19 protein-coding genes are annotated in these 20,144 nt (G+C 63.5%); 14 read left to right on the top strand and 5 right to left on the bottom strand.

Features of this window, described 5'->3' with window-relative positions:
* Nucleotides 1-142: 142 nt before the first annotated feature.
* A complete protein-coding gene (locus tag RJT37_RS10810; RefSeq protein ID WP_313684330.1) occupies nt 143-613 on the bottom strand; it encodes a VOC family protein in 471 nt (156 codons plus the stop codon).
* A 546-nt stretch (nt 614-1,159) separates the two neighbouring features.
* On the opposite strand from RJT37_RS10810, the gene RJT37_RS10815 reads away from it, so the two are divergent.
* From RJT37_RS10815 to RJT37_RS10840, 6 genes are all read left to right on the top strand, one after another.
* Complete coding sequence (locus RJT37_RS10815) at nt 1,160-1,762, top strand: LURP-one-related/scramblase family protein (RefSeq protein WP_313684331.1); 603 nt, start codon at nt 1,160-1,162, stop codon at nt 1,760-1,762.
* A gap of 217 nt (nt 1,763-1,979) precedes the next feature.
* A complete protein-coding gene (locus tag RJT37_RS10820; protein WP_313684333.1) occupies nt 1,980-3,428 on the top strand; it encodes a dihydrolipoyl dehydrogenase in 1,449 nt (482 codons plus the stop codon).
* Between the two features lie 184 nt (nt 3,429-3,612).
* Nucleotides 3,613-3,969 (top strand): hypothetical protein, encoded by a 357-nt coding sequence (locus RJT37_RS10825; protein ID WP_313684335.1) that lies wholly within the window; start codon nt 3,613-3,615, stop codon nt 3,967-3,969.
* A 67-nt stretch (nt 3,970-4,036) separates the two neighbouring features.
* Complete coding sequence (locus RJT37_RS10830) at nt 4,037-4,822, top strand: sulfite exporter TauE/SafE family protein (protein ID WP_313684337.1); 786 nt, start codon at nt 4,037-4,039, stop codon at nt 4,820-4,822.
* 71 nt (nt 4,823-4,893) lie between these two features.
* Nucleotides 4,894-6,768: a PAS domain-containing sensor histidine kinase gene (locus RJT37_RS10835; protein WP_313684338.1), complete on the top strand. Its 1,875-nt coding sequence runs from the start codon at nt 4,894-4,896 to the stop codon at nt 6,766-6,768.
* A gap of 200 nt (nt 6,769-6,968) precedes the next feature.
* Entirely contained in the window at nt 6,969-7,466 is a 498-nt protein-coding gene (locus tag RJT37_RS10840; RefSeq protein WP_313684340.1) for a redoxin domain-containing protein, read from the top strand.
* A gap of 113 nt (nt 7,467-7,579) precedes the next feature.
* On the opposite strand, the gene RJT37_RS10845 is transcribed toward RJT37_RS10840, so the two are convergent.
* Both RJT37_RS10845 and RJT37_RS10850 read right to left on the bottom strand, forming a co-directional pair.
* Nucleotides 7,580-8,782, bottom strand: coding sequence for a hypothetical protein (locus RJT37_RS10845; protein WP_313684343.1), 1,203 nt, complete (start codon nt 8,780-8,782; stop codon nt 7,580-7,582).
* Nucleotides 8,783-8,903: 121 nt separating this feature from the next.
* On the bottom strand, nt 8,904-9,947 hold the full coding sequence (locus tag RJT37_RS10850; RefSeq protein ID WP_313684344.1) for a succinylglutamate desuccinylase/aspartoacylase family protein: 1,044 nt from the start codon (nt 9,945-9,947) through the stop codon (nt 8,904-8,906).
* 174 nt (nt 9,948-10,121) lie between these two features.
* Here RJT37_RS10850 and RJT37_RS10855 point away from each other — a divergent pair, with 174 nt between their 5' ends.
* The 3 genes from RJT37_RS10855 (at nt 10,122) to RJT37_RS10865 (ending at nt 14,488) form a co-directional block, all read left to right on the top strand.
* Nucleotides 10,122-11,447 carry a putative ATP-dependent zinc protease gene (locus RJT37_RS10855; RefSeq protein ID WP_313684346.1) on the top strand — a complete coding sequence of 442 codons (1,326 nt, stop codon included), beginning with the start codon at nt 10,122-10,124 and terminating at the stop codon, nt 11,445-11,447.
* A 152-nt stretch (nt 11,448-11,599) separates the two neighbouring features.
* Nucleotides 11,600-11,980: a winged helix-turn-helix transcriptional regulator gene (locus RJT37_RS10860; protein ID WP_313684347.1), complete on the top strand. Its 381-nt coding sequence runs from the start codon at nt 11,600-11,602 to the stop codon at nt 11,978-11,980.
* Nucleotides 11,981-12,508: 528 nt separating this feature from the next.
* Complete coding sequence (locus RJT37_RS10865; RefSeq protein ID WP_313684349.1) at nt 12,509-14,488, top strand: thiamine pyrophosphate-binding protein; 1,980 nt, start codon at nt 12,509-12,511, stop codon at nt 14,486-14,488.
* Nucleotides 14,489-14,584: 96 nt separating this feature from the next.
* Here the strand turns inward: RJT37_RS10865 and RJT37_RS10870 are convergent, their stop codons facing one another.
* Entirely contained in the window at nt 14,585-14,989 is a 405-nt protein-coding gene (locus tag RJT37_RS10870) for a hypothetical protein (RefSeq protein WP_313684351.1), read from the bottom strand.
* Nucleotides 14,990-15,229: 240 nt separating this feature from the next.
* Between RJT37_RS10870 and RJT37_RS10875 the strand changes: the two genes are divergently transcribed.
* The 5 genes from RJT37_RS10875 to RJT37_RS10895 all read left to right on the top strand — a co-directional run bounded on the left by RJT37_RS10875 (nt 15,230) and on the right by RJT37_RS10895 (nt 18,877).
* On the top strand, nt 15,230-16,879 hold the full coding sequence (locus RJT37_RS10875; RefSeq protein ID WP_313684353.1) for a glutamate synthase-related protein: 1,650 nt from the start codon (nt 15,230-15,232) through the stop codon (nt 16,877-16,879).
* Between the two features lie 88 nt (nt 16,880-16,967).
* The gene (locus RJT37_RS10880) at nt 16,968-17,237 is read left to right on the top strand and encodes a hypothetical protein (protein WP_313684355.1); all 270 of its coding nucleotides are present in this window, start codon (nt 16,968-16,970) and stop codon (nt 17,235-17,237) included.
* Entirely contained in the window at nt 17,234-17,731 is a 498-nt protein-coding gene (locus tag RJT37_RS10885; RefSeq protein WP_313684356.1) for a dihydrofolate reductase, read from the top strand. Before RJT37_RS10880 ends, RJT37_RS10885 begins: the two co-directional genes overlap by 4 nt.
* 19 nt (nt 17,732-17,750) lie before the next feature.
* The gene (locus RJT37_RS10890) at nt 17,751-17,921 is read left to right on the top strand and encodes a hypothetical protein (RefSeq protein ID WP_313684358.1); all 171 of its coding nucleotides are present in this window, start codon (nt 17,751-17,753) and stop codon (nt 17,919-17,921) included.
* 212 nt (nt 17,922-18,133) lie between these two features.
* Nucleotides 18,134-18,877, top strand: a complete 744-nt coding sequence (locus RJT37_RS10895) for an NAD(P)H-hydrate epimerase (RefSeq protein WP_313684359.1) — start codon at nt 18,134-18,136, stop codon at nt 18,875-18,877.
* A 23-nt stretch (nt 18,878-18,900) separates the two neighbouring features.
* Here the strand turns inward: RJT37_RS10895 and RJT37_RS10900 are convergent, their stop codons facing one another.
* Entirely contained in the window at nt 18,901-20,121 is a 1,221-nt protein-coding gene (locus RJT37_RS10900; RefSeq protein WP_313684361.1) for an MFS transporter, read from the bottom strand.
* Between the last annotated feature and the right edge of the window lie 23 nt (nt 20,122-20,144).

Consider the following 20,144-nt stretch of genomic DNA (forward strand, 5'->3'; position numbering starts at 1 on the left):
TCGTTGCCTTCCCACGCTGCTGTTCGTGTACTGATTAACAATCGATTTTAAACTTTCGATAAGGTTTACCATCCTATTACTATGCCACGCTGACTGCAACTAAATTAATGTACCCTGTGGACACAGCACACGGATTCCGGCGCTACTCTTCGGTGCTCAACCGCACTCCATTCATAAAGAACGACTCCTCGTCGAAGTCGCGGCCGTCGGTGAACGCGTCTGTGTACTCCATCAGCTGGAACAGGACGCCAGTCTCGTTCCGGGGCGAGACGAACGCCTCGGTCCACTCGTCGTAGGATCGGCGGTCTATCGTCTCGATGCCCGCGCTATCGAGCGATCCGATGACCTCGTCGATATCAGCGACTTCGAGTGTGACGTGATGGAGTCCGGGTCCGTGCCGCTCTAGATACTCCGTCAGAAACGAGTCTTCGGCGAGCGGTTCGATGAGTTCGATTCTTGATGCGTCGCCCACCAAGTAGTAGACCCAGCGGAAGCGGTCTTCGACGGTGTCGTCGATGATTTTCTCACAGCCCAGGGCGGTCAGGACTGGCTCGGCGGACGCGACTGATTCGACTGCGATACCGATATGATCGACACGAATGTTCGGCGCCATCTCGTCTCCCGAGTTTGCAAGCATCTCGTAAAACTGCTTTGTAGCGCGTTTCTCCCGGTTGGACGGTACGGATATGGGGCAGATTCGTAACCCCATCAACAGACTGCATTTGAATGTCCCTGGAAGAACTCGGTCCACTCCCGCCAGGTAGCTGCTTGAACCAACGGTAGCTCTAAGAAAGTAAGATAATCACACTATACATTCACGTTATATATTTGGAAATTGATGGTGATATCTCGGCTTTTATCCACTTTGTTTGCTGAATACCGACGCGATCGAAATACGAGTGGTTCAGGAATCCGAACTTCACACGGCGAGACCTACGACGTGTCAGCAACAAAGACGCTAACCGTTGGCAGGGGAGAATATTTCCCGTGAAATTGCGAGTCCGGACCGTTGCCGATATCGCAAAAATATCATATACCAGTACATATTTTCCAAGTGTGATTTGTGGTTCTATGCAACTCTTCTAGCGATAGCAACGGGGAAAAACTCGTCAAAGACCGAGTGAAAAGCTTATTTCGACCGTAGTCCATTTGGCTATCTATGCCCGAGCCCTCCTCAACTCCGTCATCGGCACAGCCCTACAACATCTCCACCATCGATCTGGACGACGACCGCTACGAAGTCAAGCAGTCGATGATCCGGAACAAGTACGTCGTCCGAGACAGCGCCGGCGACGTCGCCCTGCGCGGAAAGCAGAAGCTCTTCAAGATGAAAGAAGAGTTCCCCTTTGTCAACGGCGACGGCGAAGACGCGTTTACCGTGAAGGCCGGTGGGATTCTCGACATCGCCGGGAACTACGCGATCATCGACGCGGGGACCGGCGAGGAGGTCGTCGTTCTCGACGAGGATTTCTCGCTCTTCGTGGAAAACTGGACGGTTCGGGATCCCGACTCGGGAGCGGTGCTGGCGACCATCCGATCGAAAAACAAACTGCTGGCGGCGCTTCGGCATCTGATCTCCGTCGCGAATCTCGTCCCGAACAAATACGAGATCTTCGACGCCGAGGGCGATCACGTCGGCGACATCGAGGGGAAGTTCTCACTCCGAGACGCCTATACTGTCACCATCGACGACGCCAGCGAGGTCCCGAAGGAGGCGGTGATCGCCACCGCGTGTGTTCTCGACGCGCTCGAAAACAAGTAGGTCGGCGGGTTCGCCTTTGACACGGTAACTCATTCGAGCGACGAAAGACGCCAGTCGGTCTGTGGATGGGCGCGACGGCCCTACGCGTCCGCTTGGCAGGACCAGGGGCGGGAACGCCTCCCCGGACTGGATCGATCAGCCCAACCGTTCGATGCCGGTCGGGTTCGGGGTTGCACGCCCGCGGATGATTCTTACACAAGGGCCCCGAGGGTACCCTATGGACGAAGTTGACTTCCTGGTGATCGGCTCCGGTTCCGGGCTCGACGTCGCGAACGCCGCGAACCGCGGGCAGTCGGTGGCCATCGTCGAGAAGGGGACGCTCGGCGGCACGTGTCTCAACCGGGGCTGTATCCCCTCGAAGCAGTTACTCTACCACGCGGACGTCCTGGAGACGATCGAACGCGCAGGCGAGTTCAACATCGAGGCCGAGGTGACGGACGTCGCGTTCGCGGATATCGTCCGCGAGGTCAACGAGGACGTTTCGGAGGATTCGGACGCGATTCGCCGAGGACTCCGCTCGTCGTCGCAACATACCCTCTATGAGGGTGAAGGGCGGTTCGTCGCCGGCGAGGGGGGAGATCCCTCGGGCAGCCGGACAGTCGAAATCGTCGACGGCGCCGACGAGGGAGCACGCGTGCGCGCCGAAACGATCCTCGTCGCTGCGGGAACCCGACCGTCGATTCCGCCGATCGAGGGCATCGACGACGTCGACTACCTGACGAGCACCGAAGCGCTCCAGTTGGAGACGCCGCCGGACCATCTCGTCGTCGTCGGTGGTGGGTACATCGCGGCCGAACTGGGGCACTTTTTCGGGACGTTCGGCAGCGACGTGACCATCGTCGGCCGGCGGCCGAATCTCCTGCCGACCGCCGACGGGGAGGTCGCCGAGGCGTTCACGGAGCGGTACGCCGAGCGCTTCACCGTCCACACCGGCCACGCGGCCACCGCGGTCTCGGAATCGGACGGCTCGGTGACGGTCGAAGCCAAGCCCTACGAGTACGGTGAGGACGGTGGCGTGGTCGACGAGGAGGCCGTCACGGTCACTGGCGATGCACTCCTGGTCGCCGCCGGACGGACGCCGAACACCGACCTGCTGAACGTCGAGGCCGCGGGCGTCGACACCGACGACCGCGGGTTCGTCGAGACCGACGAGTACCTGCGGACGACCGCCGAGGGCGTGTGGGCGCTGGGCGACATCGTCGGGGAGTACCTCCTCAAACACAGCGCCAACCACGAGGCGCAGGCGGTCGCCCGGAACCTCTTCGGCGAGGAACTCTCGCCGGTCGATTACACTGCGATGCCCTTTGCGGTGTTCGCCTCCCCCGAGGTCGCCGGTGTGGGTGCGACCGAGGGAGAACTTCGCACGGCCGGCACCGAGTATGCCACCCGGACGTACGAGTACGACCGGACGGCCCGCGGCAGCGCGATGCACGCCGACGGGTTCCTGAAGGCGATCATCGACCTCGACGGGACTATCCTCGGCTGTCATATCATCGGGCCGGAGGCCTCTGACCTGATTCAGGAGGTCGTCGTCGCAATGAAGGCCGGGTCGGGAACGGTACAGGACATCAGAGAGTCGGTCCACATCCACCCCGCACTGTCGGAGGTCGTCCAGCGTGGCTTCTCGGGGCAGTTCACCCGCGGCGGACACGAGCACTCCCATTGAGGTAGCGCGAACGGACGTCGCCGATCCCAAATTGCCTCGGCTCACGTGACGGCTTCCGTTTCGGATCTGCTGGCCTTCCTGATGCTCGGATACCCCTTCCCTTATTTAAATCTTGGTCGCGGAGACAGGTCCGTCGCACGCCTGCCAACGTCATATACCCGCAGGGACCGTCGGTGGGTATGTAATGGCGAAGGCAGCAGTCATCATTCTGGCAGGCACAGAGGGACACGAAAATCTCGGTCGCATCGTCAACGGACTCGAAGCCGCCAAAGAGTTCGCCGAGACGGACGGCGACGACGTCGAAGTCATATTCGACGGCGCGGGCACGGAGTGGATTCCGGAACTCGAAGACGAGGACCACGACCTCCACGGACTCTACCAGACTGTCCGCGACGACAGCGCCGTCTGTGACTACTGTTCGGGCGCCTTCGGCGTCGCGGACGCGGTCGCCGACTCCGGGCTGGTGACCCTCGACGACCACGACGGCCACCCGAGCATCCGCTCGCTTGTCGACGAAGGCTACGAAGTCCTCACCTTCTGAAACTTCTCCGGCGGAGCGGCACCCCACACACTGTTTTGCACCCCCGAATCTATCGAAGTCGTACACTATGATCCTGGCGGCCACACCGACGACGATCGCAATCGTGACAGCCGTCGTGCTCGTCGCCGGCGCAACCAACGGGGTCGCCGGCTTCGGGTTCGCCGTCGTCGGTACGATGGCGCTGGCGACGATGATCGATCCAGCAACGGCGGTCGTGTTTATGATCGTCCCGATCTTCGCAGTCAACCTCTCTCTCGTGAGCGATCTCTCCCGCCGGGAGCTGCGGACGTGTAGCCGGCGGTTCTGGCCGCTGATCGGGGCGGCACTCGTCGGGACAGTGGTCGGAATGGCAGTGCTCGACCGGATCCCGGAAGCGCCGCTTCGCGTCGGACTCGGCGCCCTCACACTGGCGTTCGTCCTGAGCGCACAGCGGCGGATCCCGCTGCCAGCGTGGACGGTGGTTGGCAACAGCGATCTCGGCAGATCGCGAGCGGGGATGGTCGGCGTCGGCACCGCGTCGGGGCTGCTTTTCGGCGGCACCAACGTCGGCGTCCAGCTGATCGCGTACCTCCGGAGCTTCGACCTCTCCCACGGTCTCTTCGTCGGGGTCGTCGCGCTTGTGTTCCTCGGCCTGAACGGCATTCGCGTGGTTGTCGCGGGCGTACTGGGGCTCTACCCGAGTTCGACGGTCGCCGCCGCGTCGCTTGCGGCCGCGCTGCCGGCAGTCGCGGGCGTCGCCGTCGGCAAACGGCTCAGGAGCGGCATCTCCGAGCGGACGCGGCGGTTCGCCGTCCTCGGGCTGTTGACGGTCGTCGGGGTCCGATTGGTGACTGGCGGACTCGGCATCCCCTGAACCGGGCGTCTGTGTCCCTCGGTTGCCTGCCCGCGGCGGTTTTAAACAGAACCGGCACACCTACCTGTCGTATGACCGTTTCCGGGTCCGATTCGGACGGCACTTCCGACTCGGCGCTGCGTGCCCAGCGGTACGAGAAGATCTTCCGTCACAGCAACGACGCCGTGCTGATCGTCGACTTCGAGAGCGAAGCGTTCGTCGACGCCAACCCGGCCGCCTGCGAGATGCTCGGATACTCCCGCGAAGAGCTTCTGTCGCTGGATCCCGCCGACCTGCATCCGGGGGAGATGGACCGTATCAGAGCGGAGTTTCTGTCGCAGGTGTACGAGAACGGCTCCGGTTGGACGGACGATCTCGACTGTGTCACGAAATCCGGGCAGGTGGTCTCGACAGAGATCTCCGGAGCTGTGCTCCCGGAAGGTGAGACTGACGGTGAGCCGACACGGATGGTCGCGATGCTCCGGGACGTGACCGAGCGTCGGAAGCGAAAACGGGAAGCAGAGCGGACCTTCGCGGAACTCGAGGGAATCCTCGATAGCCTGAACGACCTCGTGTTTCTCCACGACGCGGACGGCACGATGCGATACGTCAACGAGGCTGCCGTCACGCGTCTCGGGTACTCGGAAGCGGAACTGTTGGATTTCTCGCCGCGTGAGTTGTCGTCGCGGGACGACGCCGGACGGTACGACACGTTGGTCGAGCGGGTCAAACAGGAGGAGTCGGTGACGTTCGAGACGACGCTTGTGACCGCTGCGGACCGCAAGATCCCCGTCGAGATCAGCACCTCAAAAACGCGGTACCGGGGCGATCCAGCGCTGCTCAGCGTTGCCCGGGACGTAAGCGATCGACAAGAACGACAACGGGCGTTGCGGCGGTTCAAAAAGGCGGTGCAGCAGGCCGCCCACGCCGTCTTCATCACCGACACGGACGGGAGGATCGAGTACGTCAACGCGGCCTTCGAGCGGCAGACTGGATTCGCGGCCGAGGAGGCCATCGGGCGGACGCCCCACATTCTGGACTCGGGCACTCACGACGAAGCGTTCTTCGCGGATCTGTGGGAGACGCTCCTCTCGGGGGAGGTCTGGCAGAGCGAAATCGTCAACGAACGGGCAGACGGCAGCGAGTACTACGCCGACCAGACGATCGCGCCGATATGGGACGACGCCGGCGAACTCGGAGCCTTCGTCGCGGTGAGTACCGAGATAACGGAACAGAAGCAACTCGAACAGGAACTCACCGAACAGCGGGACAACCTCGATGTCCTGAACCAGATGTTGCGGCACGATATCAGGAACGACCTCCAGTTGGTGACCGCCTACGGCGAGATGCTCGCTGATCACGTCGAGGAGGCGAGTGATGCGGCCGAGTATCTAGAGACAGTACTCGAAAGTGCTGCCCACGCGGTCGGCCTGACGAGGACGGCGCGAGAACTGTCTGCGGTGATGCTCAGCGAGGACGGGGACCGACAGCCAGTGGATCTCCGAGAGACGCTCGAAGCCGAAATCGAGAACTGTCGATCGTCGCACTCCGAGGCACAGATCACCGTCGAGGAGCCGCTCCCCGCCGTGGACGTCGCCGCGAACGAAATGCTGAATTCCGCCTTTCGCAACCTGATCGAGAACGCCGTTCAACACAACGACGAGAGGCTCCCGAAGGTCGCGATATCTGCATCCGAGCGCGACGGTCACGTTGCCGTCAGAATTACCGACAACGGTCCTGGTATCCCCGACGCACGGAAGGACTCGGTTTTCGACAAGGGTGAGAAAGGCATCGACAGCAAGGGGACCGGTCTCGGGCTGTTCCTCGTCGAGACCGTGATCGAACGGTTCGGCGGCGACGTGCGGGTTCAAGACGGACCGGCCGCGGCGTTCGAAGACGCCGCTGGAGGCCCAGGAACGGTCTTCGTCGTCGAACTCCCGACCGCTTCCAGTGAGGATGCGGTCTAGGACGTCCGACACACGGTAGGACGGCGATTGGACAGGACCGAGGCCGTTCGAGTCTGGGCGGCGTTGGGTACGCTTTGCACACCCGAAAGAGCATTAATACGACGTGTATCCCACTCACGACCGAGTATGAAACATAAGAGCGTCAGGGCATCGGACAGCTGTATCGACCCGCGAAACCAGGGCAGGCTCCGAGTCGAAGGATGATCGACCAGGGAGCTGCGGCACCCGAGTTTGCCCTTCCGGGGCTGAGGGTGGGTGCGGACGGTGGGGACCCGTCGGTGTATCGGCTATCGGACGCGCTTCGGGGCGGTCCGGTTTTCCTGAACTTCTACGTGTTCGATTTCCATCCCAAATGCACGGAAAATCTGTGTGACTTGCACGACGTCGAGTGGTTCGGTCTCGAGGAGTCGGTGACAGTTTTCGGGGTCTCCACCGACGGATCGTTCAGTCATCGGGCGTTTGCAGAAGAGCAAGGGTTAGATTACGCGCTGCTCTCGGACGGAGACGGAAGCGTCGCAGAAGCATACGATGTCCTCTACGAGGAGTTCAAGGGCCACAAACGGGTCGCAAAGCGCGCGGTCTTCCTCATCGACACGGAGGGGACGGTTCGCTTCGCCTGGAGCACGGACGATCCGAGCCGACAGCCCGACTGGATGGAGATCGAAGAGGCCCTCGGGGCGCTGATTCCGTCCCGCTGAGAAACCCCTCCGAACCGATTTCACGACTTTCCACACCGAGGGGGACAGTAGTCGGGTGTCGAGTATGCAACATCCCCAACCGTTCACGGGAACGAGACCGGAGAGCGAGAGAGTCAGTTCGTCGTGACCTCGACGTTCGGGGCCTCGAGATCACTCCGGCAGAGTGCGTGGAGGAAGCACGTCTGTTCGGACATATCGAGGATGTCGTACGCGGACGATTCGGATTCGTCGGCGTCGAGGAACACAGCCGTTTCGACTGGTTCGGCTGCGCCGGGTTCCTCTCGGCGTTCTCTCGCTCCGAGCGAGAAGTGAGTGTCCTGGACGATCCGGTACGCGTCGAGATCTCTGTCGACGATGTCCGCGTAGCGGCCGATCTGCGTCATAAAGCAGAATCCCAGCCCCGCGGCAACGTAGGTCATCACCGGGGGGGCTCGACCGCGCCCGCCGTGGCTCGCCGGTTCGTCGGACCGTAACTCGAAGACCGTGCCGATCGGACTGTACAGTTCGACCTCGACGGTTTTGGCGCCTTCGTCGCCGATGGTGCAGACGCCGCGGATGTGGAGCACGCGGTCTTGGTCTTCTCGGAGACTCGATCCGCTGCCGCTCGTGTACTTCTCTTCGGCGTCCGGGAGCGGGTCCGTCGTCCGACCGGTCCGATGGATGATCGGTCGATCCTGTTCCGCTGCCTCGTATGCCAGATCGTCGAAGACTGCCTTTGGATCGTCGACGGAGGTCGCCGTTGCCGTTCCATCCCCCTCCACCGGCACGGCTGAGCCGTTCAGAGACAGCTCGAACGTACTCTCGCGGACGTCGGTTACGAGGCCGTTGACCGGCGACGTCCGCGTCGCCGTCTCCGCGAGATCACAGAGTGTGTCGGCAGAGGCATCGGCGTCGAGGTCGACCGACAACTCGACCGGGAGCGCGCCGCCCGTCATCGTCCCGCGGAGCGCCGATCCGTTCATCGTGTAGTAGTTGTCCTGTACAAGCGTGACGTCGTTGATCTCGATCCCGCGGTCCTCAGCCAGCGCCAGGAGTTCTGTCGCGAAGGAACTCACCGTCCCGGTCGTCATAAACGCGAGTGGCGCGGGCGCGATGTCGTCGCCGTCGAGGTATTCACCCTCGTCGCTGACGAGGCGCCACGTGGTCCCGGAGACGGAATCGGTCACGAGCGCCTCCTTCTGCATCCCCGAGAGCGAGCGGACGAGCGTCTGCTGTGACTGTCCGAGGCGCGGTTCGGGTGCGTCCAATAACGGCGATGTCCAGTCTGTGACCTCGAACCCGAGCGGGTAGCCAAAGTCTTCGAGTGGGGTGCTCATCGGATGTACTCTATTGGCAGTACCGAATGAATCGACCAATAAAATATTACGTCTCGATCAGGGCAGCTCTAACCGTTGTTGGTAGCCTGTATACTACGAACTGAGCACCGAATGGAGAAGCTCACTCCTCCCCCGACGACGTCTCCACGTGCGGGCGCCCGGTGCGGTCCTCGATGATCCGTTCCTGTGGTTCGTCGACTTTGATGAAGTGACAGAGCGGGTTTCCGGGATAGACCACCGGATTTTCGAGCACGCCGACGAGCAGTCCCGTGAAAGGAGCCTCCACGACCGTCTCGTCCGTCTTGAACGGGTTCGTGATCCGACAGATGGTCTCGCCCTCGTGGACCAGATCACCCCGTTCGTACAGCATCTCGACGATACCGCCCGCGTCCGCCCTGAGCCACGTCTTCTCGCTCCAGCCCTCGACGATGGTCCGCCAGCCTGGCCAGCGGACCGTCTCCTGCTGATAGATGCCGTACTCGGCGAAGACGCTCCGAACGCCCTCCAGGGCGTGATCGATCAGCCCCCGCTCGAAGCGGTGGGCCTCCCCCATCTCGAGGGTGATTGTGGGGATTCCATCTTCGGTCGCCTCCCGACGGAGCATTCCGGAGGAGCCCTCTCCAGTGATGATGAGATTCGTTCCAAACGCTCGCGCAAGCCTGGCAGTCTCCTCGTTGTCCATATCGGCGCGCACGTGGAACATATTCGTCCGCCCCCGCGTGGAGGTGTGAAAATCGAGGCCGAGGTCGCAGGGTTCGATGAAGTTGCGGTAGATCCGGTGGGCGATTCGGTTCGAACTCGTGCTGTCCGCTTTGCCGGGGAAGGCACGGTTGAGATCGCGTTCGTAGATCGGCAGGTATCGCTGTTGCGTGGTGAACCCCTGCACGTTCAGGACGGGCAGGCAGACGATGGTTCCGCAGACTTCGTCGTGCTCCCACTCTTGGGCGATCTCGCGCACCACCTCGATGCCGTTGAGTTCGTCCCCGTGGATCGCCGCCGAGAGGAACACCGTCGGGCCGGCCCGAGAACCGTTGATGACTGTGACCGGGATCCGGACCGGATCACCGAGATACGTCTCGCTCACCGCAAAGCGGAACTCCGCTGTCTCTCCCGGCTCGACCCGTCCACCGTCGAACGTGAACGCCTCGACCTCCTCTGTGGCCATCGCTGTTCCCACGTACGTCCTCCGCAGACATAGTTCGATAGGGCGGTTGTAACTGTCTTGCACACCCCCAGAACCGGTAACCTCCGTGCCCGTCAATCCGTAAAGACGCCCGTTCCGATGACTACCGCTTCCAACCCGCCGCGTACGGGGGGAACGACGGACGTTTCGCGTTCTGTGAGCGCCGAGTCCCGGACTGAGTCCGGGACACAGCGGGTCGGCGTATTGAGCCCGCACAACAGCAAGGAGACGAAGGCAATCCTGAACGCCGTCCGAGCGCTGGGTCACGAGCCGGTCTGGATCCGCGACGAGAACGTGACGTCGTGGATCGAAAACGGGACCGTCGGGCTGTCACCGGCCGTCGACGTGCTCGTCAACCGGCTGTTGCTCACGAAGAGCGACCACCGGTTCGAGGATCTCCAGCTGGCAGCGCTCTATGAGTCGACGGCGCCGGCCGTGAACCCGTCCCGCGTCGTCGCCGACGCCCTTCACAAGTACCGGACCGAGATGACGCTCGCAGCGGCCGACCTCCCTGTTCCGGACGCGTACTTCGGCCGCTCTCCGCGGACGTTCGAGGAGTGGCCCGAGCGGATCCCCGACACCGCTGCACACAAGCGGACCATCGGCACCAACGGGCACGGGATGTCGGTCGTGGAACCGAGTGATCCCGTGAGTCCACGGATCGACGACAGGCAGTCGTTCGTCCAGGAGTTTCTGACCGGGAGCGACGAGCGCCCGTCCGATGTCCGGGTGTACGTCGTCGACGGCGAAATCGTGGGCGCGATGCGACGGCGTGCTCCCGAGGGCGACTGGCGGACGAACGTGGCGCTCGGCGGCGAGGTCGAGGGGATTACCGACGAACTCGACGCGGAACCAGGTCGTCTCGCGATGGAAGCGACGGCGGTTCTCGGTCTCGATATTGCGGGGGTGGACCTGATGCCGATCGACGGCGAGTGGTACATCCTCGAAGTCAACGCCACGGCCGGATTCAGGGGACTCTATAAAGCAACGGGCGTCTCCGTGGCGCCCCATATCGCGCGGCTGGCCATAGAGCGTGCCGGCGGTACGGTGGATCACTCACGGGTGACGGAACTCGAATCGACGCTCGATGACTCGGTCCCAGAGTGTAAGCCGCCGCTGGACGAGGGTGACAGTGACGACGACCTACTGGGGTACACGACGCGAGTCAGGATCACTGGCCGGGACGACGCGGCGGCGGTGATCGCGAAATCGGACACCGGAGCGGACCGAACCAGCATCGACGTCGACCTCGCCGGGGACGTCGGCGCCGGGCCGCTAGTTGGAACGACGGAAGTCCGTTCCGGAGCCGGGAGCGACACCGAAACGCGCCCGCTCGTCGACGTCCAGTTGCGGATAAACGGCACTTGGCGGACCGTCACCGCGAGCCTCACCGATCGGTCTGAAATGAACTACCCCGTGCTCCTCGGCCGCGACGTGCTCGAATCGTACACGCTCGATATCTCCCGGACCGTCGAGGAGTGATCAGTGTGACACGATGCGCGCGAGTACGTGTCACTCGACTCCGCCCGCGATTTCCCGGAGGTGGCATCTCCGTTGAATAGCCGAATCAGATTACATAATACAACTTGATTACTATACGTGACCATTATGTCGACGAACGGAGGACACTGGCTATGGTAGAGAGCACAGAGCAACCCGACAGCGTCGGGCAACTGGAGGTCTGGTGTGCCGGCGAGGAGTGGTGTCCGGTCACGACCACGACGTCGCTCATCGGCAAGAAGTGGCACCCGGTCATCATCCACCGCCTCATCGAACACGGCCCCAGCGGATTCAACGAACTCAAGGAGGACATCGACGGGATTTCGAGCAAGGTCCTCTCGGACAGCCTGGAGGACCTCTCGGAGAACCACCTGGTCACGCGGGAGGTAATCAGCGAGAAGCCCTTCCGGGTCCGCTACTCGCTCACCGAACACGGCCGGTCGCTCGAACCGGTGATCGACGCGATGCGGGACTGGGGGCGCGAGCACCTCGCGGAACCCGACGGGGTCGACTGAGACGGGCGAGACCGTGGCCTTCGTCACCGACCCGCTGTGAATCTCTCGAAACAGTGACCTCGAACCGAGCCCAACAGGGATAACTGAGGGCCCCGGGGATGGCCGTTCGGCGAGGTCGCCGACAGGACAGTCCCGCTGGATCGGACCTTGACCTGCCGCCTCTTCGGCTTCCGAGGTGAGGGCTATCGTCGCGACCGGTCGTTCAGCCGCTTACACGACAGTATGTGATCGTGGGAGCGAAGACTGGCAAACACGTCGGTACCTGAGTACTCCACAACCGCCGAGCCTCCACGACAGGCCGACTGTTGCGAAAAGTCGAGGCGGAATCGGCTCCAGCGGTGGGGGGAGGGGAACACGTGTCGCCGATGGCCGATTCCATCTTTTTGTTTGTGGGCGACGGATATATTCTCACGGCAACCTGGCGGTAACGGAGTGACCCGATGCAACCGCAGTTTCGCGTCGCTCCGCCACCCGGTAACCTCCTAGTTACCTTATAATTAGGTGGATAGGGCCGGTTCGGTAGGACGAATGACCTCCGATACCGATCCGGGAACTGGCTTGCGGTGGTACAAAGCGCTCTCACACGGCGAATTGCCCGAGGGACGGGTGACAGCGGTGAGCTGCGGTGGAACGACGGTCGCAGTGACACACTACGACGGCGAGTACGCCGCACTCGACAACAACTGCCCCCACCAGGGCGGCCCGCTGGGTGAGGGATCGATCGAGACCGGACAGCTCCGGTGCCCCTGGCACGGCTGGGACTTCGATCCACTCACGGGCGAGACGCCCGGCCCCCACGACGACTGTGTCGAGACCTTTCCGGTCGAGGAACGCGAGGACGGCATCTACGTGGGATTCACGGAGGAGACGCCACACAAGCGAACCGTTTCGGACGTCATCGCCGAGACGCTGCGAAACTGGGGTGTCCGCCAGGTCTGGGGCATCGTCGGCCACTCGAATCTCGGTCTCGCGGATGCGCTCCGACGGGAGGCCGCGCAGGGCAATCTTTCGTACTACGGGGTGCGCCACGAAGGCGCCGGGGCGTTCGCGGCGTCGGCCTACGGGAAGCTTACCGGTCGCCCCGCCGCCTGCTTTTCGATCGCCGGCCCCGGCGCGACGAATATGCTCACCGGACTGTGGGACGCCAACGTCGATCGATCTCCGACAATCGCTCTCACCGGCCAGGTCGACTCGCAGGTGCTCGGGACGGGGAACTTCCAGGAGGTCGATCTCGAAGCCGCGTACGGGGACGTCGCCGAATTCGAGGCGACGGTGCTGCCGGACAGCCAGCACGCGGAACTCGCGACGCGGGCGGCGAAGACGGCCATCCTCGAACGCGGCGTCTCCCATCTGATCTTCCCCGACGAGATCCAGACCCAGTCCGCAGCGGATGTCGAGGCTGGCGATCCGGAGGGCCGGATCACCGAGCGCGACATCTCTCCACCCGAAGACGCTCTCAGAGACGCGGTCGACTTGCTCGAAGCCGCCGAACGCCCTGTCATCATCGTCGGCCACGGGGCCCGGTTCGAGATGGACGCCATCGTCGACCTCGCCGAGCGGTTCGACTGCCCGGTGCTGACGACGTTCAAGGCGAAAGGGCAGATCCCCGACTCCCACCCCCTCGCAGGCGGTGTTCTCGGCCGGAGCGGCACGCCCATCGCGAGCCACTTCATGAACGAGTCGGATCTCCTCGCGGTCTTCGGGGCGAGCTTCTCGAACCACACGGGCATCGCCGAGTACAAACCGATCATCCACGTCGACTTCGATGCGATGACGCTCGGGAAGTTCCACAGCGTCGACGTGCCGGTGTGGGGCGAGATCGGCGTCACGGTCGACGAACTGGACGCGCGTCTCGACGACGACCTCGCGGCCGAGAGCCAGCGGGAGGAGCTCGCAGAACGGTGGGAAATCTGGCGCGAGGAGAAGTCGACGCGCCGGGCGGAACCGCCCGAGCGCGGGATCAACTACGCGACCGCCTTCGAGGCGATGAGTCGGATCGTCCCCGACGACGCGATCATCCCCGTCGACGTCGGCAACAACACCTACGCGTTCGGCCGGTACTTCGAGCCGGAGGGACAGTCCGTTCTCATGTCGGGATACCTCGGGTCGATCGGCTTCGCCTTCCCGGCGGCGCTCGGCGCGTGGGCGGCCACGCAGGAAGCCGAGTCGCGGTTCACGGGGTGTCCCGTCGTTTCGGTCTCAAGCGACGGCGGGTTCGGCCAGTACCTGAGCGAGTTCACGACCGCCGTCAAATACGAGATGGATCTCACGCACGTCCTGCTCAACGACGACGAGCTCGGGAAGATCAGCAAGGAGCAGCGGACCGGCGGGTGGGACGTCTGGCAGACCGATCTCGTGAACCCGGATTTCGCCGCCTTCGCCGAGAACTGCGGCGGGTACGGTGTCCGGGTCGAGGACAGCGCCGACCTCGACGACGCGCTCGAAAGTGCGATCGAGTACGAGGGCCCCGCACTGGTCGAGATCCTGACCGATTCCGATCCCGTGTGAGTCTGGATTCGAGGATGGGGATCGAGGGTGTTCCCGCGGCGAGACTCTTCTATCGACCGTCGCGGTACTGCTCTCGGCTCTGAACGCGTTCGGGAATCACTCTTGTGCCCGCTCCATCTCGTAGCTCAGCCGGTGGGGCATCACGCTCAGTGCGCGGACGATGGCACCGAGGGCGATGAAGATGCCGACGAGGATGTGGCCGACGCCGCCGAGTTTGAGCCACAGGAGCGTCGAGGGCCACTTGTGGATCGCCGCAAGCGTCGCGTTGACGGCGCCGCCGCGCGTTCCACCACTGCCACCCGCGAGACTCGTGTCGGGGAACGACGCGAAGAAATTCTCCAAGAGCGGATGGAACGACGTCAGCTCGAAGAACAGCGCGGCACCGATCAACAGATACCCCACGGCGGCGAAGACGGCGCCGACGGCGAGCATCTTTTTGATCGATCCGATCGTCGCTTCGATCTCTGCGAGGGATTGTCGGTCCGGGTATTCGTCTGCCATACCCGATCATTCGGGGGGCAAATATATAGCGCCACAGCGAGCGTGGGTGTCGGTTACACACACGCCCAGCAGTTCTATTCCTCTGGGAACTCTGCAGGAAGTGAACAGTATGGTTTCAGGACACGAACGCAGGCAATACCGACTATCGAGTACGGTGTTTTGCGAAGAGGAGTACCGAATAGGCGGACGAAAACGAAATGCGCGTCAGTCCCGACTCCGCTCGAAGCGAGGGAGAGACGAATGAGCCGGACCGACGCTCAGTCGCCAGAACGCGTCGCGACGTGGAGCGACCTGCCGGACCGGGAGCCGAGACACGTACGCGTTGCGGACGTCGACCTCGTCGTCGTCCGGTACGACGAGGAGGTGTCCGTCCTGTACGGCCGGTGTCTCCACCGAGGCGTGCTGCTCGGCGACGGCCGCGTCGAGGGCGACAACCTCATTTGCGGCGTCCACGGCTGGGACTACCGCGTCGACACGGGGATCAGCGAGTACGACAACTCCGAGGTCCTGGCGACGTTCACGGCCTGGGTCGACGAGGCCGACGACGCCGTGTACGTGGATGCCGCGGAAGTCGCGGAGTGGGCCGAGGACAACCCCCAGCCGTACGAGGAACCCGACCAGGCCGACAGCGCGGCAAACCCGGAGTTCTACGGCGAGCCGGACGAGGAGGCGGAACCGTACACCCACTACATCCAGAAACTCGCACAGAAGGGCCCCGAGGGGATCGGCGAGCACGGCAGCGTCTCGGCGATGGGCGTTCCCCGCAGCGAACTCCCGAGCTGGGACGACCTCCAGATCCTGACGGCGCAACTGGCGCGGCGGCCGCTCGCCGACGAGGAACCCGTCGACACCGAACTGGTCGTCGGCCCGAACGCGGAGAACCCACTCGAACTGGAGATTCCGATCTTCGTCAGCGATATGAGTTTCGGCGCGCTCAGCGAGGAGGCCAAAGTCGCCATCTCGATGGGGGCCGATCGCGCGGGCACGGGCGTCTGTTCAGGCGAAGGCGGGATGCTCCCCGAAGAGCAGACGGCCAACTCGCGGTACTTCTACGAGTACGCGACGGGGAAGTTCGGCTGGGAGCTCGACCTCGTCGAACGGGTCCAGGCGTTCCACTTCAAAGCCGGACAGGGGGCGAAGACGGGAACCGGCGGCCATCTGCCGGGTGAGAAAGTCCAGGGTCGCATCGCCGAGGTCCGCGGCCTCGAGCCGGGCACTGACGCGGTTAGCCCTGCTCGGTTCGAGGAGTTGCGGACGCCCGAGGACTTCGCCGCGATGGCCGAGCGGGTCCGCGAGGTCGGCGGCGGCATCCCGATCGGGTTCAAACTCTCCGCCCAGCACGTCGAAGAGGACATCGACTTCGCACTTGAGGCAGGTGCGGACTACATCATTCTCGACGGCCGCGGCGGCGGGACCGGCGCGGCACCGGACGTGTTCAAGGACAACATCTCCGTCCCGACGATGGCCGCCCTGGCCCGCGCTCGCCGTCACCTCGATTCGCGCGGCCGGTCGGACGTGACGCTCATCGCGACGGGCGGACTCCGGACGGAATCGGACTTCCTCAAGGCGATGGCACTCGGCGCAGACGGCGTCGCGGTCGCCAACTCGGCGATGCAGGCGATCGGCTGTCTCGGGATGCGCGCCTGCGACTCGAACAACTGTCCCGTCGGGATCGCGACACAGCGGGAGGATCTCAGAAGCCGGGTCGTCGTCGAATCCGCGGCGGAGGGGCTCCAGAACTTCTTCGAGGCCACGGTCGAACTGATGAAGATGCTGGCTCGCGCCTGCGGCCACGACAGCCTCGCGGGATTCAACCGGCAGGATCTGACGACCTGGAAAAAAGACATCGCAGAGCTGACAGGCGTCGAATACGCGGGAGTCGGCCAGTGACGAAAGCTCCAAAATAAAAGTATCGCCAGCGTGCGTCCCCGAGGGCATCGCGCGATAGCTCCTAATCCGTACGGCACCACGATGGACTATGGCGATTGAAACGACTCCCGAGCCGACACCGACCCGCAACGACGTCATCCCGGACTCATATGCGGTGTACGTGGATCCGGGACGGATCTACGTGTGGCAGTACCGGGTCAACATCTCCGAGCCGGACGGCGAGTGGTACTTCGTCGAGACGCTCGACCGCGACAACGATCCGAAACTCTCGATGGACCACGCCTCGCCGATGCCGCCGACGGGGGACGGATACTGGATCTACAGCCGAACGTACGACTGCGAACTGGATTGCGAATGACGGGGACAGACGTCGAACTGACGAGCGTCGCGGCCGTGGCGGAAAACGGCGTCATCGGGCGAGACGGTGAGATCCCCTGGCCGAGCATTCCGACGGACAAACGGCAGTACCGCAACCGGATCGCCGACTCGCCCGTAATCTTGGGACGGGTGACGTTCGACTCGATGCGTGGTGACCTTCCCGGGACGGCCCAGATCGTGTTGAGCCGCTCGGAAACCGGGTACGATGTTGAGACGGCGTACCCTGCTTCCGGCGTCGCGGAGGCGATCGCGACCGTCGAATCGCTCGGGGCCGAAGAAGGATACGTGATCGGCGGTGCCGGCATCTACGGACTCTTTCAGCCGGCCGTTGATCGGATGGTTCTGAGTCGAATCCCTGGCGAGTACGAGGGAGACGCCTACTTCCCCGAGTGGGATACAGCCGAGTGGAGTCGGGTCAAGACCGTGGCGTACGACCGGTTCACGCTCGAAGAGTGGGAGCGGGGATCGTCCTGAGGACAATGTTGTCTCGAGGATGACAATCCCGCCACCTCCCGACGATCTCGAGGCTTCGCTCGCGAACGACCAGACGGAGCTTTTCCAGTTTCTGGGGACCTTTATGAGCGTCGACACGCAGGACCCGCCCGACGAAAGGGTCGCCATCGTCGAATGGCTCGAATCGACGCTCTCGGCGGGTCGCCGTTGACGACCATCACGTCGTCGTCATCGTCGCCGAAGTACTCGGGGCCGAACGATGGGGCCGACGCTCGGGATAGCGTCCCGAGGAAGAACGTCCTGAACGTGCACACCGTCCGTGCTGCTGCAGGAGACAGAATTCTCAGCCACGCCCCGCACAGCGACCGATGGTTACCTCCCACTCACTGCGAAATATTTGTCAGTACCGCCCAACAGGGAGGTATGACCCGGACCGAATTCCGCACTGTGGACGGCAACGGCGTCACAGCGATCACCGCCGCGGAGATGCGCGAGGTCGACCGCGTCGCCGTCGAGGAAGTGGGGCTGGAGCTGCTGCAGATGATGGAGAACGCCGGGCGAGCGCTCGCGTGGCACGTCCGGGACATCCGCGACGATGCAGGCGGTGTTGTCATCGCGGCCGGCAACGGCGGCAACGGCGGCGGCGGAATGGCCTCTGCGCGGCACCTCGCGAACCGCGGCGTGGCTGTCCGGGTAGTGCTTGATCGGGCGCCGTCGGAACTGACAGGTGCGGCGGCTCACCAGGCACGGATTCTCGACGAGATGTCCGTCCCGATCACGACCGGGACCGAGGAACTCGCCGGCGCGGATTGGTCTCCGGTCGTCGTGGACGCGCTCATCGGGTACGGGATCGCCGGCGAGGTTCGCCCGCCGGCGAGTGACTACATCGAGGCACTGAACAGTCGATCGGAGCCCGTCGTGTCGCTGGATGTGCCGTCCGGACTGGACGCGACGACGGGAGACACACACGGAATCAGAGCGAGGCCCGACCGTACGGTGACGCTCGCACTTCCGAAAACGGGACTCCACGCCGTCGAGAACGACCTGTATCTCGCGGATATCGGGATCCCGAACGTCGTCTTCCACCGGCTCGATATCGCGTACAATTCCCCGTTTTCGGACGGTGATTGGGTCGAACTGGAACGGTCGGGGCCCGACGGTCAGTAGGAACGATCCCTACGAGAGGATCGTCATCCCCGGCCCTCAGCGAGTAACTTAGCTTCGGGACGGCCACGCAGTCTGAGCATCGCAGCCGTGCCGACCACGGGGCCGATTGCAAGCGGGGCGAACGCCCACCGCCACCCGATCAGATCCGCGACGAGGGGCGTCAACTGAATCGAGCCCAGCGTTAGCAGGAAGCCGATCGCGGTCTGGAACGTGAGTGCGCTCCCGACGTACGAATCGTCGGCGAGTTCAGAGACGGCAGCCGAGAACTGTGCGGAGTCCGCGACGATAGCGAACCCCCACAGGAGGACGAACGGGACGACCACGATCGTCGGGGCACCGAACACGAACCCGGCGGCCAGGCAGGCACCGCCACTCGTGACCATACTGGCACTGGTGACGGTCGTCCGACCTAACCGGTCCGCGCTGATGCCTGCGAGAACGGCACCGATCCCGCCGATCGCGATAGTCCCGAAGGTCACCAACGCGGCGAAGGCTTCGGTCTCGCCACCGCTCGCGGTGAAACTCAAAGAGAGGTACACCGGAATCCAGGCCCAGACCGCGTACAGTTCCCACATATGGCCGAAGTAGCCGATGTTGGCGAGGGTCGTCGCCCGGTCCCCGACGATCCGACGGATCGCACCCGGATCGAAGGGGGCCGCCGGTGCCTGATACGGGCCGGGTTCCACGAACAGGACCAGCACGGCACCGACCGTAGCGAGGCCCGCAGCACCGAGCAAAACGGGTGTGGGTTGTCCGACGCCACCGACGCCGCGCAGGAGGTGAGGCATCGCGGAACCGACGGTCAGTGCACCGACCAATACGCCGATTGCGAACCCCCGTCCGGCTCGGAACCAACCCGCCATAATCTTCATCCCGGGAGGATATACCCCTGCGAGCGCCACTCCGGTCAGGAACCGAAGGACCACTGCCGGGAGAAAGGAACTGACACTCGTCGCAATGATAACCGTCGCAGCCGAACCCACGACTGCCGAAGCCGAAAACAGGTAGCGCGGCTTGATCACGTCGGAGACGGTGAAAAGCGCCGAGAGGAGCGCGCCGACGACGAACCCGAGCTGGACCGCGTTGGTGAGCCACGCGGTTTCGGTCGCTGAGAGACCCCAGGCCACCGCCAACTCCGGACCGACTGCCGAGACGCTGAACCAGAGCGTCATCGCCAGTAATTCGGCTGTCGCCAGTACTGTGAGAACCTGATATTTCCGAGCGTAGGTGACGTCTTCGGCCATTATCTCATTCGTTGAGTGCGGCT

Origin of the sequence: Halobellus marinus (genome assembly GCF_032113415.1) — an archaeon.
Taxonomy (GTDB): domain Archaea; phylum Halobacteriota; class Halobacteria; order Halobacteriales; family Haloferacaceae; genus Haloquadratum; species Haloquadratum marinus.

What these genes read in the sequence shown, in the direction of transcription:
- RJT37_RS10810 (WP_313684330.1), bottom strand. Translation starts at nt 613, where the DNA reads ATGGCGCCGAACATTCGTGTCGATCATATCGGTATCGCAGTCGAATCA.
- RJT37_RS10815 (WP_313684331.1), top strand. Translation starts at nt 1,160, where the DNA reads ATGCCCGAGCCCTCCTCAACTCCGTCATCGGCACAGCCCTACAACATC.
- RJT37_RS10820 (WP_313684333.1), top strand. Translation starts at nt 1,980, where the DNA reads ATGGACGAAGTTGACTTCCTGGTGATCGGCTCCGGTTCCGGGCTCGAC.
- RJT37_RS10825 (WP_313684335.1), top strand. Translation starts at nt 3,613, where the DNA reads ATGGCGAAGGCAGCAGTCATCATTCTGGCAGGCACAGAGGGACACGAA.
- RJT37_RS10830 (WP_313684337.1), top strand. Translation starts at nt 4,037, where the DNA reads ATGATCCTGGCGGCCACACCGACGACGATCGCAATCGTGACAGCCGTC.
- RJT37_RS10835 (WP_313684338.1), top strand. Translation starts at nt 4,894, where the DNA reads ATGACCGTTTCCGGGTCCGATTCGGACGGCACTTCCGACTCGGCGCTG.
- RJT37_RS10840 (WP_313684340.1), top strand. Translation starts at nt 6,969, where the DNA reads ATGATCGACCAGGGAGCTGCGGCACCCGAGTTTGCCCTTCCGGGGCTG.
- RJT37_RS10845 (WP_313684343.1), bottom strand. Translation starts at nt 8,782, where the DNA reads ATGAGCACCCCACTCGAAGACTTTGGCTACCCGCTCGGGTTCGAGGTC.
- RJT37_RS10850 (WP_313684344.1), bottom strand. Translation starts at nt 9,947, where the DNA reads ATGGCCACAGAGGAGGTCGAGGCGTTCACGTTCGACGGTGGACGGGTC.
- RJT37_RS10860 (WP_313684347.1), top strand. Translation starts at nt 11,600, where the DNA reads ATGGTAGAGAGCACAGAGCAACCCGACAGCGTCGGGCAACTGGAGGTC.
- RJT37_RS10865 (WP_313684349.1), top strand. Translation starts at nt 12,509, where the DNA reads ATGACCTCCGATACCGATCCGGGAACTGGCTTGCGGTGGTACAAAGCG.
- RJT37_RS10870 (WP_313684351.1), bottom strand. Translation starts at nt 14,989, where the DNA reads ATGGCAGACGAATACCCGGACCGACAATCCCTCGCAGAGATCGAAGCG.
- RJT37_RS10875 (WP_313684353.1), top strand. Translation starts at nt 15,230, where the DNA reads ATGAGCCGGACCGACGCTCAGTCGCCAGAACGCGTCGCGACGTGGAGC.
- RJT37_RS10880 (WP_313684355.1), top strand. Translation starts at nt 16,968, where the DNA reads ATGGCGATTGAAACGACTCCCGAGCCGACACCGACCCGCAACGACGTC.
- RJT37_RS10885 (WP_313684356.1), top strand. Translation starts at nt 17,234, where the DNA reads ATGACGGGGACAGACGTCGAACTGACGAGCGTCGCGGCCGTGGCGGAA.
- RJT37_RS10890 (WP_313684358.1), top strand. Translation starts at nt 17,751, where the DNA reads ATGACAATCCCGCCACCTCCCGACGATCTCGAGGCTTCGCTCGCGAAC.
- RJT37_RS10895 (WP_313684359.1), top strand. Translation starts at nt 18,134, where the DNA reads ATGACCCGGACCGAATTCCGCACTGTGGACGGCAACGGCGTCACAGCG.
- RJT37_RS10900 (WP_313684361.1), bottom strand. Translation starts at nt 20,121, where the DNA reads ATGGCCGAAGACGTCACCTACGCTCGGAAATATCAGGTTCTCACAGTA.